Source organism: Paenarthrobacter sp. CM16 (assembly GCF_013179505.1).
Classification (GTDB): domain Bacteria; phylum Actinomycetota; class Actinomycetes; order Actinomycetales; family Micrococcaceae; genus Arthrobacter.
In genome coordinates this window covers 1-12,246 of the sequence record NZ_JABMCX010000018.1, presented here as the reverse complement: position 1 = coordinate 12,246, position 12,246 = coordinate 1, and the positions used below count along the sequence as shown (strand labels likewise).

Here is a 12,246-nt window from a genome sequence, read left to right as displayed (position 1 = left end):
AAGGTGACCTTCCGGGGGTTTTCTTTGTGCGCGGAGGGGGACTTGAACCCCCACCCCCTTTCGAGGACTAGCACCTCAAGCTAGCGCGTCTGCCATTCCGCCACCCGCGCAAGGTGATCAGGAGAAACAGTGTTTCGTTTTTCTCCTCGACAGCGACAAAGACAGTAACACGAACCTGCCCGATCCGTGGATTCCTGTTCCCCTGGGAGCCTCCCGCTAGGGTTGGGCCCATGGATGCCACACCTGTTAGTGCCCTGCTTTTGACCATCACCTTCTCGGCAATTGGACTTTACGCCCTGTACTTCGTGGTCCGCTCAGGTGTACGCGACGGCATCCTCCAGGCTGACAAGAAGCGAAACGGGGCAACCGACGTCGAACGTTGACGCTGGCTGCCCCGCTGCTGAAGGACGTCTACGACGCCGGTCCCCCACCAATAGTCGCCTGCTCGGCTTCTTTGGTGGTCGCCTCAGGTGTATTTGCGCCACGCTTGCGGTAGCGCCACACGCCGATGCCCACCACGATCGCGGCCAAAGCCAGCGACAGGAAGAGCGACTCGCGGGTGGATTCGATGATGACCATACCGATGATCAGGGCCACAATTGCGCCGATGGCGATCCACGTGAGGTACGGGAAGAACCACATCTTGAGGTCGAGCTCCTTGGCCGCAGCACCCATGCGCTTGCGCAGGATGAGTTGCGAGGCTGCAATGACCAGCCACACAAAGAGCGCAATGGCTCCGGAGGTGTTCACGAGGAACAGGAACACAGTGTCCGGGGCGATGTAGTTCAGGCCCACCGTCACGAACCCCACCACGGTGGAGGCCAGGACTGCTGCTGCCGGGACGCCACGCTTGGAGATCTTCATCCATGATTTCGGGGCATCGCCGCGCTGCGAAAGCGAGAACAGCATGCGGCTGGCGGTGTAAAGGCCGGAGTTCAAGCAGGACAGCACGGAAGTGAGCACAACGATGTCCATGATGGTGCCAGCGCCCGGGATTCCGTAGAGCTCGATCACGGCAACGTACGGGCTCTTTGCAACAGAAGCGTCGTTCCACGGCAGAAGCGTGACAACAATGGCGATGGAGCCGATGTAGAAGATGAGGATGCGCCACACAGTGGACTTCACGGCCTTCTTGACGGCGTCCACGGGGTTCTCCGACTCACCGGCCGCGATGGTGGCGATTTCGGCGCCGAAGAAGGAGAAGACCACCACGAGGATGCCCGCAAGAACCGCGCCCGGACCGTTGGGCATGAAGCCGCCCTGGTCAAGGAGGTTGGCGACGCCCGGCGCGGAAACGCCCGGCATGAGGCCCAGGATGGCAACGATGCCGGCCAGCAGGAAGATGACGATTGCCGCCACCTTGATGGACGCGAACCAGAACTCAAACTCGCCGTAGGACTTCACGGAACCAAGGTTGGTCAGCGTCAGGAGCACCATCAAGATCAGCGCCCAGATCCACTGGTCCACGCCGGGAACCCAGCGGTGCATGATCGCGGCGCCGGCGGTTGCCTCGATGCCGAGGACGATGATCCAGAACCACGCATAGAGCCAGCCAATACTGAAGCCCGCCCAGCGGCCAAGGGCTTTGTCTGCGTAGGTGGAGAACGAGCCGGTCTCCGGGTTGGCAGCAGCCATCTCACCCAGCATGCGCATCACCAGGATGACCACCAGGCCGGCAGCCAGGTAAGCCACGAGGATGCCGGGACCAGCCTGCTGGATGGCAGCGCCGGAGCCGACGAAGAGTCCTGCGCCAATGACGCCGGCTATGGCAATCATGGAGAGGTGTCGGGGCTTCAGGGATTTTGAAAGTTGTTGGTCAGCGTGCATGGATCTGCGCCGTCCTTTAGGTGTTCGCGGGGTGGCCGGCGTGGTGTGCCACGGGCCACATGACTCATTCACGCTAACCTGCTACACAGGCACCACGGCTGTGCAGCCGAACATTTTTACACCGCCAAAAAGGGCTTTGTGCACAAAATGTAATCCTCTGGGCATCTTTTGTTTCGTGTAGAGAACTTTTGAAACAGCCCTGAAATGAGTGTTTGAGGCTTCAGCTCACACTGAAGTGCGGAAGAACAACTCAACAACAGTGGTCAGGAACCGGGGATCCTCAACGCCGCAAAGCTCGCGCGCAGAGTGCATCGACAACAAGGGGATGCCCACGTCCACCGTGCGGATGCCAAGACGAGTAGCAGTCAGGGGCCCAATGGTGGACCCGCACGGGAGATCGTTGTGGGACACATATTCCTGGTAGGGAACACCGGACTCGTCGCATAGCCGGGCCCAGAACGCAGCACCGGTGGCATCCGTGGCGTAGCGCTGATTGGCATTGATCTTCAGCAGCGGCCCGCCGTTCAACACCGGCTTGTTGGCAGGGTCATGCTTCTCCGCATAGTTGGGATGGACAGCGTGGCCCGCATCCGCGGAAACGCAGAACGACGCCGCCAGGGCCTGCCGCCGCTGGCTCACCGAGGCACCGAGCCCGTCCGATACGCGGACAAGAATGTCTTCGAGGATGGGACCGCAGGCGCCGGAGCGTGAGTTGGAGCCGATCTCTTCATGATCGAACGCGGCCAGCACAGCGATGGGGCCCTCTTCAGGAGCTGTTGCAGCGTGGCTGATCAATGCCACCAGGCCCGCGTGGGTGGAGGACAGGTTGTCCATTCGACCTGAAGCGAAGAACTCGCTGTTGGCCCCGAAAACCGCGGGTGGCTGCGTGTCTGCCACCACGACGTCGTACCCGCCAATGTCAGCGGCATCCACCGCGGCACCCTCAACGCGCTCCGCGAGCAATGCCAGAAGGTCCTCCCCAACCGGGTCCCCCTGGCCGAAGATCGGGTTCATATGCTGCTGCTTGGACAGATGCAGCCCATTGTCGTTAACCCCGCGGTCCAAGTGAATGGCCAGCTGGGGGAAGCGAAGAAGAGGGCCAGTGGATGTCAGGTGCTGCGTGCCGTCACGCATGACCAGCCGGCCGGCCAGCTGCAGTTCCCGGTCCAGCCAGGAATTGAGCAGGGGTCCCCCGTAGACCTCGACGCCGGCCTGCAGCCAGCCGAATTTGCCGGTGGTGGGTTTGGGCTTCAGCTTGAAGGACGGTGAGTCCGTGTGCGCGCCGAGGATATTGAAGGCAGTAGTGGGGCCCGCGCCCTTCGGCGTCACCCACGCGATCAGGGCGCCGTCGCGGAGTACGTAGAACCTGCCCGCTCCGCCTTCCCAAGGCTTCAGCTCATCCAGTGCAGTGAAGCCTGCCTCATCCAGGCGACGCGCGGCCTCGTGGACTGCATGGAAACTCGACGGCGAGGCCGAAACATAGGCGCCGAGGTCCCGGATGTGGTCAATTGCTGAGGAGGCGTTCGAAGGCATGACCCCGAGTCTAGCCCCGCTTGGGGCCGTGATCGGGCTAGACGGTGACGTTCAGGGCAGCCGTATATCCGCCTGCAACCGAACCGGATATAGTCGCCAACTGGTATATGCCTCCGTCGTCACCAAAGACGTTATCCGAGGTCAACGTGGTGTTGGGGAAGTTCCGGGCGCTGGATTCATAGCCGTCGGTGGCGTAGACCTCCTTGCACGCCGCTTCAGTGAGGGCAATCTGGGAGACCGCCAGCACCTGCCCCGCCGTGGTTGTGTTGCTCATGGATTCGAATACCTCAAAGTGAATATGTGGCCATCGCCCGTTGTAGGCACCCGGAAAGATGGTGCTGAAGGTCAGCTGCCCATTGGCGTCAGCCTCCTGCACGCCCCTCAGATAGTTCTCGTTTTCGAGGCCGGAATCGTAGAGGGAATACTTGCCGTCCCGGTCGCAATGCCAGGCGTATACAGCGGCACCAGCCAGTGGCGAGCAACCGTTCGCGTTGTCCAGGAGCGTCAGGGTCACTGTCAGGGGTACTCCCTCAGCGGCTGTTGTGGACGTTCCGAAGCTGGACCTGATGTCCCGGCGGACTACTCCCGAGGCTTCAAGCACGTTGGGGCCATTGGAACCATCGGCAGGGTAGGGCCCCAATGTCTCCTCGGGAATCTCCACACCGCACTCCGCGAACGCCCGGGTCACAGTGCTGGTAGCGGAAGGTGAGGCCGCCGTCGTCGAACTTTGACTCGCCGTAGCGGCGGCACTGCCAGTGCTCGACGGCGTTGCGCCGCCGCCTCCCGTACCGGGCGTGCAGGCGGCGAGGGCTGCTGCTGTTCCGGCGCCGAGGAGGACGCCTAAAGTCCGTCGCCGGTTGAGGAGCGTGGAGAGATCGAACTCAAGGCCGCGGTCGTGGTCCGGGTGGGGAGTAGTCATGTCTCCATGTAACGCGCGGGGCCTGTGTCCTGTACATGGGGCAGCTGTGGCACATCTGTGAAGAGTTGAGCCGGCGTGCAATATAAACATTTTCATATGCTTGTAATGAGCGTCACGTCATGGCACGATGACTGAACGGACATAAAGACGGAAGGTCACTCGCCATGAACATTGAACTCAAACCGGTGCGCAAGCTCCGGATCCACTGGCCAATCCCGGTGGAAACCATGAAGCAACTGGCCGGCGGCGACCTTGGAGCCCTTGACTCCGATGCCGGCATCACCTCCCTGTTGAACGAACTGCAATCTGCGCCCGAACTGGGGGGCTTCGGCAATTACCACCACGTTTTCGAGTCCTCCGCGGGTTTCGAGGGCTTCACTGTGGCTGAGGGAGCCAAGCCCACGCTGGGCACCGTAGGACAGCGGACCATCTCGCCGACGTTTGTATTCACCACCTACTTCGACGACTCCCTTGACCAGCGCACTGTCAAGGAGCTGGTGCAAAGGATCGTCGATATCCACCCTTGGGAAGTCCCGGTCATTGAAGTTTCCGGGCCGCTCAGCGTCTCCAGCAGCTCCGCAGCGCACGCCGATGTGCGGGTGGCATCATGAGTACCCCACTGTGGCAGGAATTGGCGCCGCTGCTCCGGAACCGGACCTTCACCGACCTGACGCACGCGTTTCATACAGGACAACCGCATTTCCCGGCCTTTCCTGACGAATCCAGGGAAACCCTTTTTGACCTGGAAAAGGGAGACGGATTCACGGCCCACAAGTACTCGATCGTGGGTCAGTGGGGCACCCACGTGGATCCGCCGTCGCATTTTGTCCGCGGCGGCCGCACACTCGACCAATTGCCGGTGGAGGACATGATCCTGCCACTGGTGGTCCTGGATATCAGCGAACGCGTGGCGGCCAATCCGGATGCCACCCCCACCCTGAAGGACGTCCACGGCTGGGAGAGCCGCAACGGGGACATTCCGGCGGGGTCGTTTGTAGCCCTCCGCACCGGATGGAGCCACCGCTGGCCGGACAGTGCCGCCATGGCCAACGTTGACGACGCCGGGATCAGCCACACACCCGGATGGTCGCGGGAAGTACTGGAGTACTTGATCGAAAAGCGCTCAGTCAGCGCGGTGGGGCACGAACAGACTGACACCGACCCCGGCATGGCCACCTCCCGGCAGGATTTCAGCCTGGAAACCTACGTCCTGGCCCAGGACAAATGGCAGATTGAACTCCTTGCCTCCATGGACCATCTTCCGGAAGCCGGAGCCGCACTGGTGGCTACATGGGCCAAGCCGCTCGAGGGCAGTGGTTTTCCGGCCAGGGTATTCTCCATCCACTAGCCCCGACAGTGACGCCTGGGCAGGCCGAGGGTAGCTAGAATCGATCCATGTCAAAGACCTCCAGCATGGGCCGCGGCATGATGGCCCTTCTTGCAGTGGGGGCCCGTCATGCGGAAGGTTTCGACGGCGGCACGGTGGCCGACGTCGCAGCCCGCCTCGGCAAAGACCGCAGCCAGGTGTCGCGAAGCCTCAAGGGCGCACAGCAGGAAGGCTTCCTGTCACGATCGGAACAACGCGAGTACAGCCTGGACTGGTCCATCCTCACGGACGCCCAACTGGTCACCGAGCAACGGCTGAAGACCGACGGCCTCACCGCCTTGGAGGGGTTGGCCACCGAAACCAACGAGGCCTGCTTCCTGGGCGTACTGAGCGGAAACAGCACCGTCACCATTGGCGAGCAAGTTCCCGAGAGCGCAAACCTTGTGGGTTCCTGGCTGGGCCGGCCCTACCCCGCCTACTGCAGTGATGCCGGCCAGGCGCTCCTGTGGGACGCCCCGGAGTCCGAGATCCGGAAGATCTTTGGCACAGTCGAATTCGTGAAGCACGGTCCCAACACACCGGTATCCGTGGATGATTTCCTTGAACGGCTCAACAACGCCCGCGTCCGCGGATACTCGATTGTTGATGAAGAAGCCGAACCCGGGCTCTACTCGCTGTCCGCGCCCATCCGGGACTTCAAGGGAGATGTCGCGGCGGCCTTGCAAATCGTCGGGCCAAAATCACGGGTGGAACCCCAGCGGGAGGCTTTCGCCGTGGCCCTGGCCTCCTGGCGGATGTGGCTCGAGTCCAGGGTTGGCGGAGTTGCCCGCGCCTAAACGTCCGACGCCGGCTGGCCGCTGAGGCGTTGGGCGTCGGGTCCCTGGGTGCCAAGGCGTTCGGCGCCGAGCCTCCGGGCGCTGGCGTGAAGAACGGCGGCGATTTCCGGGGCTGCAAGCTCCACTGCGGACTTGCTTCCCAGCACGCTGAGGGCTGCGATGATCCGGCCATCCTCAGCCCGAACGGGAACGGCCAGCTCCCACACTCCATGCTCAAATTCTTCAGCGGCCAGGACATAGCCTCCAGGCCTATCGCGCTCCATCAACTGTGAGACTTCGGGGGCTGTGTGCGCCGCGGCTGGTCCACCAACGCCTATGAAGTTCACATCCCTCAGCAAGGAACTGATGTCCGGTTGCGAATGGTCCCACAGCAAGGCCCGCCCCGAACCTGTGCACCACACCGGCGTCACCATGCCAGGTTTGGCGAACCCACCCAGGACAGAGTTGTTGGTGGACGAACGCAGCAAAAGAACACGGACGCCCTCCCTGACGGACAGCCTGGACCGGAGTCCGAAAGCGGACACCAGTTCTTCAAGCTCAGCACGTGACTGCTGGACCCAGGTGCTGTTAAGGGAAGCTGCCAGGCTGAAGAATTGTGGTCCTGTACGGAAGGGGCCGCGGTCCACCCGTTCCAACAGTCCCAGGTCACACAACTCCTGAGCCAATCGGGAGACCCGGCTTTGCTCCATGTCCAGGCCTGCCGCGAGCTGCGAGACGCCCAGGAGTTGGCGTCCCTGCTTTTCACGGTCCGTGACCATTCGGACAAGGCGAAGTCCCTGGGCCAAGGATGACGCCTCCGGTGACACCTCCACGAAATCCGCTCCTTCCACCAAGCGCTCACGCCATTCTCACACGCTGACACCTGCGGCAAGGACACGGGACCGGTTGGCCCACACTGTGTACAGGTCAGCGAGGATCGCAGCATTCGCGGCTTCAAGTTCCCCTACGGAGACCGTCCCGCCGTCCTGCACGCCGAAGAGGACTACCTCGTCCCCGGGGCGGACATGCTTCACTGCAGAGACGTCCACAACCATGGAGTTCATGGAGATGATGTCCACCACCGGCACCCGCTGTCCACGGACCAGCACATGCCCCCGCCGGCCAAGTGAGCGTCGATACCCATCGCCGTAGCCCACGGTGACTGTGGCGAGGCGGGAATCCCTGGCAAGGGTATGGGTAAGTCCGTAACCGACGCTGCTTCCGGCGGGGTAGCTGTTGACTGACCCGATCCTGGCCTTGAAGGTCATGCAGCGTCGGAACATGGCGTGCCGCGGATCCGAGTCGCCGTACAGCGCAGCGCCTGTGCGCACCATGTCCAACCACGCGGCTGGAACGTTCAGCGTTGCGTAGGAGTTTGCGGCATGCAGCAGGACGTCATGCCGGGGTATCCCTGCTGCGTGAAGGACTGCGCTCGATTCGGCTTCGAAGCGGTCCAGCGCATGCGCCACGTGGTCCACATCGTCCTGCGGAAAGTGCGTCATGATGCCGGCGAGCTCCAATTGCGGATGACTGATGATTTCCACTGCAGATGCCAGTCCATCAGGGGAGGACACATCGAGGCTGTGTCGGCTGATTCCCGAGGAATTGATGTCCAAGTGCACGCGCAGGCCCTGTCCCTCACCGTCGGCGATCCTGCTCATTTCCCAGGCACTCCGGGGATCAGCAACGAGCTCCTCGATGCCATGGCGAAGTCCGGCCTTGATCTCCTGCGGCGCCGCGGCCCTGACCCGCAACAACCTCCCGGTGAAGCCATGTGCCCGGGCAAGTCCTGCTTCTGCGTTGGTGCCCACCCCTATGTACGGAACACCTGACGCCACCAGGAAAGGCAACAGCAGGTCCGCGCCGTGCCCGTAGGCGTCGGACTTGATCACGGCGCACAGCATGGCCCTTCCTTGGAGCATGCCCAGCATGGACCGGACATTTTCGGAGAAGGCGGCGCCGTCAATCTCAAGCCAACTGGAAAGATCATCTGTCTCCCCAGAGAGTGTTTCCTTCACTGTCATTCTGTTGTCCCCCGGAATTGGCGAACACGGCCGGGCGTGACGCCCGGCCGTGATGGATGGCCAGTGGTGGATCAGGCCAGTGGTGGATCAGGCCGAACGCTTTGCCTTGGCCTTCGGGCCGTAGCGGAAGTGGAAGAACAGGTAGCACGCTGCGACGAAAGGCACGCCGAAGTACAGCGCAGCGATCTGGGTGGGGTCGAATGCGATGCCGATCAGGGACACCAGGCACAAGGTGAAGGCCAGGATGGGCAGGACCGGGAAGAACGGTGCTTTGTAGGCCAAATCGGACACCTTTCCGCCATTCCGGATGAATGCCCTGCGGTGGAAGAAGTGCGAGGCCGTGATGGACATCCACACACCCACCACGGCGAATCCGGCAATGGACACCAGGGCCAGGTAGACAGTCTCCGGTGCAGCCACACTGCTGACCAGTGATGCCAGGCCGCCCACCATGCTGACGGACAGAGCCACCAAGGGAATTCCGCGGCGGGTCAGCTTCTTCAGTGCCCTGGGGCCGTGTCCTTCATCGGCCAGGGAATAGAGCATCCGGGCACAGGAGAACAATCCGCTGTTTCCTGCTGAGAGCAGTGCGGTGATGATGACAAAGTTCATGATGTCCGCTGCGAAGGGGATACCCACTGAAGAGAAGACCGTGACGAACGGGCTTTCATCCAACCCCACTTGGTCAAAGGGGACAGTTGCAGCAATGACGGCGATGGCACCCACAAAGAAGATCAGGAGCCGGATGACTGTGCTGCGCATTGCTTTGGGGATGTTCTTAGCCGGGTCTTTGGTCTCTCCCGCTGCGACGCCGATCAGTTCCGAGCCGGAGAAGGCGTAGAAGACGGCCAAGGCGGTAACAAGGACACCGGTGAAACCGTTGGGGAAGAGACCGCCTGAGGTATTGAAGTTCTCGAAGAGGAACGGGTGGTTGCCGGATTCCGCAAGGGGGTGGAAGCCGAACAGCGCAGCTCCGCCGAAGACGATCAACGCGATGATTGCCCCCACTTTGACGATCGAGAACCAGAACTCGGATTCCCCGAAGAACTTGGAGGAGAACGCGTTGAAGCCGAAGAGGATGGCAGCGAAGACGAGGCACCACACCCAGACCTCCACGTCGGGGAACCAGCGCTGCATGAGCAAGCCTGAGGCTGTGAACTCAGACCCTATGGCCACTGCCCAGCAGAGCCAGTAAAGCCAGGCCGTGGCGAAGCCCGTTGCCGGACCGATCGAACGGGATGCATAGATGTGGAAGGCGCCGGAGACGGGGTAGGCAATGGCGAGTTCGCCAAGGCATGCCATCACCAGGTAGACCACAAAGGCGCCGACCAAGTAGGCGATCACTGCTCCCAGGGGGCCGGCTTGCGAGATGGTGTAGCCAGAGCTCAGGAAGAGGCCCGAGCCGATTACACCTCCCATCGCAATCATGATCAGATGCCGTGGTCCCATGGACCGGCGCAACCCGGGTTCCGCAGGAGCCAAGGGAGTATCGGCTGGATGATCCAGTTTCAGGGGTGTTGAAGATTCCATGTCTTGTCTCCGTTAAGTGACAGATGCGAACGGTACGCCGATGACTTCCGGAGCAGGGAGCCGTTGGGGCGCTTGTAGTGACGAAGGTAACACAGATTCTGTGACTTTAGTCATTAAAAACATTTGTGAATGCGAATAACGCACACTATGCGTTCCGGGCATGTCGAAGTGACCATGGAAGAGTCAGAATGCCCGCCTGAGGCCGGATCAGTCACGGAGGGTGGGGGGCGCGGGAAACCGGGAGCCCCACCCCGGCACTACGTCTCCTAGAGGGAGGCCCGCCGGACCACGTTGGACAAGGTTATTGCCGTCACGGTGTCACTCACTCCGGGAAGAGCCGCAATCTGCTCCCAGATCTCCTGGACACGGCCATGGGAACGCGCTTCAACGCGGACAATGAGGTCAAAGTCGCCGCTGAGGACATCACACAAGACCACTTCAGGAATGGATCGGAGCTCGTTCAGTACGTCGGCCCCCCGCATCCGGTCCTTGCGGTACACCATCAGGAAGGCGGAAACCAAGGAATCGACGTCGACTCCGGCTACCACCGTGTAGCCCTGGATATACCCCTGCCGCTCCATGCGATCAATCCGCTGCCTCACCGCATTTCTGGACAGGAGGACCTTGCCGGCAAGTTCAGCGTGCGGGATGCGGGCATTCTTGGTGAGTTCCGCAAGAATTCTCTGATCGATGCTGTCCAGACCAGCCCGCTCCATGTGTCCCTTTCCATCTACATCTGCAGGAACAGCAAGCTCCTGCCCGGACCGAAAGGGCCGCGAAAGACATGATACGTCCCCGCATCCCGGAAGAATGTGCTCAGTAGTCCGGGTTGCTCGGCACCACAAGCCCGGTCTCGTAGGCATACACCACAACTTGCACCCGGTCGCGCAACTGGAGCTTGCTCAAGATCCGGCGTACATGGGTCTTGACGGTCGCTTCCGAGAGGAAGAACTTGTGGGCAATCTCCGCGTTGGACAGGCCCTCGGCAATGGTGGTGAGGATCTCGGTTTCGCGTGGGGTGAGATCGTCAAGCAACGGATCACGGTGGGCTGTTGGCGCCTGCCCGGGTACCGCCCCGCCGCGAACGTACGTTTCCAGAAGCCGCTGCGTCACCCGGGGAGCCACCACGGCATCACCGCTGGCCACGAGCCGCACAGCGTGGACCAGTTCCGACGGAGCTACGTCCTTGAGGAGGAAGGCCGAAGCGCCGGCCTGCAAACCCGTGAAGGCATACTCATCGAGGTCGAAAGTGGTGAGGATGATGACCCGTGCCTCGGACCCTGAGTCCGAGATGCGGCGTGTCGCCTCGATCCCGTCCATGGTGGGCATCCGAACATCCATCAGCACCACGTCCGGTGCCAGCGCTTCCACCTGGCGAACGGCTTCGGCGCCGTCGGACGCCTCACCCACCACATGGAAGTCGTCCTCGCCTTCCAAGATGAGCCGAAAGCCCATTCGAAGCAGCGGCTGATCGTCCACGAGCAGCACTTTGATGATGTCTTCTGTCATGATTCCCCCTTGTCGCCGGCCCAGTGGAGCTCCGCGTGAACTGCCCAGCCTCCCCTTTTGCTGGGCCCGGCCGTAACGATTCCAGCATAAATTCCGGCGCGTTCATTCATCCCGGCAATGCCCTGGCCAGTGCCGAGGCTGCCCACGGGGTCGCTGCTGCCATCCACGGTTCCGCGGCCGTCGTCGTGCACGTCAATGGTGACCAAATCGGCGTCGCGGGCCACTTGGACGTCAACACGGCTCAGCGAACGGCCGTACCGCAGGACGTTAGTCAGGGACTCCTGGACAATCCGGTAAACGGTGAGTTCAAACGCGGGATCGGCCGGCAGCCCAGGGCCTGAGTGCGCATAATGCAGCGGCAGGCCGGCGGTCCGGAAGCCATCCAGCAGCTTGGCGAGGTTGTGCCCGGATTCCAAGGGCGTGAGCGGCGCAGGCCGTCCGGAGTCGTCACGAAGCACACCCAGCACGCGGCGCATATCGGCCAAAGCGGCCCTGCCGGTCCGGGACAATTCGCCAAGGACCTCACCCGCGCGCTCCGGGTTCTTCCTGACCACCACGGCGGCACCATCCGAGAGACTGATCATCACAGTCAGGGAGTGCGCCACGACGTCGTGCATTTCACGGGCGATCCTGTTCCGCTCCGTCACCTTGCCCAGCTGCGTGGTGCGGGCCGCCCATGCCGCGATCTCAGCCTCGTGCTCCCGCCGCTGCCGGACCGAAATGCCGATGCCGGTGGCCAAAAGATTGGACAACATGATGGTC

General features: G+C 62.1%; 13 protein-coding genes and 1 tRNA gene. 4 read left to right on the top strand and 10 right to left on the bottom strand.

Translation table 11 applies throughout. The annotated features are described in order from the left end of the window. Window positions 1-27 precede the first annotated feature (27 nt). Window positions 28-110: transfer RNA gene (locus tag HP499_RS02730), tRNA-Leu, on the bottom strand. A 120-nt stretch (window positions 111-230) separates the two neighbouring features. Here HP499_RS02730 and HP499_RS02725 point away from each other — a divergent pair. Continuing rightward, on the top strand, window positions 231-383 hold the full coding sequence (locus tag HP499_RS02725; protein WP_172322418.1) for a hypothetical protein: 153 nt from the start codon (window positions 231-233) through the stop codon (window positions 381-383). 28 nt (window positions 384-411) lie between these two features. Here the strand turns inward: HP499_RS02725 and HP499_RS02720 are convergent, their stop codons facing one another. The 3 genes from HP499_RS02720 to HP499_RS02710 all read right to left on the bottom strand — a co-directional run bounded on the left by HP499_RS02720 (window position 412) and on the right by HP499_RS02710 (window position 4,279). After that, window positions 412-1,827, bottom strand: a complete 1,416-nt coding sequence (locus HP499_RS02720; protein ID WP_172322417.1) for an amino acid permease — start codon at window positions 1,825-1,827, stop codon at window positions 412-414. Window positions 1,828-2,052: 225 nt separating this feature from the next. Then, the gene (locus tag HP499_RS02715; RefSeq protein ID WP_172322416.1) at window positions 2,053-3,360 is read right to left on the bottom strand and encodes a M18 family aminopeptidase; all 1,308 of its coding nucleotides are present in this window, start codon (window positions 3,358-3,360) and stop codon (window positions 2,053-2,055) included. A 37-nt stretch (window positions 3,361-3,397) separates the two neighbouring features. Then, entirely contained in the window at window positions 3,398-4,279 is an 882-nt protein-coding gene (locus tag HP499_RS02710) for an intradiol ring-cleavage dioxygenase (RefSeq protein WP_172322415.1), read from the bottom strand. 164 nt (window positions 4,280-4,443) lie between these two features. On the opposite strand from HP499_RS02710, the gene HP499_RS02705 reads away from it, so the two are divergent. From HP499_RS02705 to HP499_RS02695, 3 genes are read left to right on the top strand one after another with little or no spacing between them, the layout of a single operon-like run. Then, window positions 4,444-4,890, top strand: a complete 447-nt coding sequence (locus HP499_RS02705) for a hypothetical protein (RefSeq protein WP_172322414.1) — start codon at window positions 4,444-4,446, stop codon at window positions 4,888-4,890. Beyond that, window positions 4,887-5,627, top strand: a complete 741-nt coding sequence (locus HP499_RS02700) for a cyclase family protein (protein ID WP_172322413.1) — start codon at window positions 4,887-4,889, stop codon at window positions 5,625-5,627. The genes HP499_RS02705 and HP499_RS02700 overlap by 4 nt, the downstream gene beginning before the upstream one ends. A 47-nt stretch (window positions 5,628-5,674) precedes the next feature. Further along, window positions 5,675-6,442 (top strand): IclR family transcriptional regulator, encoded by a 768-nt coding sequence (locus HP499_RS02695; protein WP_172322412.1) that lies wholly within the window; start codon window positions 5,675-5,677, stop codon window positions 6,440-6,442. Here HP499_RS02695 and HP499_RS02690 read toward each other — a convergent pair. From HP499_RS02690 to HP499_RS02665, 6 genes are all read right to left on the bottom strand, one after another. Beyond that, the gene (locus HP499_RS02690; protein WP_172322411.1) at window positions 6,439-7,254 is read right to left on the bottom strand and encodes an IclR family transcriptional regulator C-terminal domain-containing protein; all 816 of its coding nucleotides are present in this window, start codon (window positions 7,252-7,254) and stop codon (window positions 6,439-6,441) included. The genes HP499_RS02695 and HP499_RS02690 overlap by 4 nt on opposite strands. Window positions 7,255-7,290: 36 nt before the next feature. Beyond that, on the bottom strand, window positions 7,291-8,445 hold the full coding sequence (gene alr, locus HP499_RS02685; protein ID WP_172322410.1) for an alanine racemase: 1,155 nt from the start codon (window positions 8,443-8,445) through the stop codon (window positions 7,291-7,293). Between the two features lie 87 nt (window positions 8,446-8,532). Beyond that, window positions 8,533-9,975 (bottom strand): amino acid permease, encoded by a 1,443-nt coding sequence (locus HP499_RS02680; RefSeq protein WP_172322409.1) that lies wholly within the window; start codon window positions 9,973-9,975, stop codon window positions 8,533-8,535. A 266-nt stretch (window positions 9,976-10,241) separates the two neighbouring features. Beyond that, on the bottom strand, window positions 10,242-10,691 hold the full coding sequence (locus HP499_RS02675; protein WP_172322408.1) for an Lrp/AsnC family transcriptional regulator: 450 nt from the start codon (window positions 10,689-10,691) through the stop codon (window positions 10,242-10,244). A gap of 100 nt (window positions 10,692-10,791) precedes the next feature. After that, entirely contained in the window at window positions 10,792-11,484 is a 693-nt protein-coding gene (locus HP499_RS02670) for a response regulator transcription factor (protein WP_172322407.1), read from the bottom strand. After that, window positions 11,481-12,246 (bottom strand): sensor histidine kinase (locus HP499_RS02665; protein WP_172322406.1); only part of this gene is annotated, 766 nt, incomplete at its 5' end. The genes HP499_RS02670 and HP499_RS02665, both read right to left, overlap by 4 nt.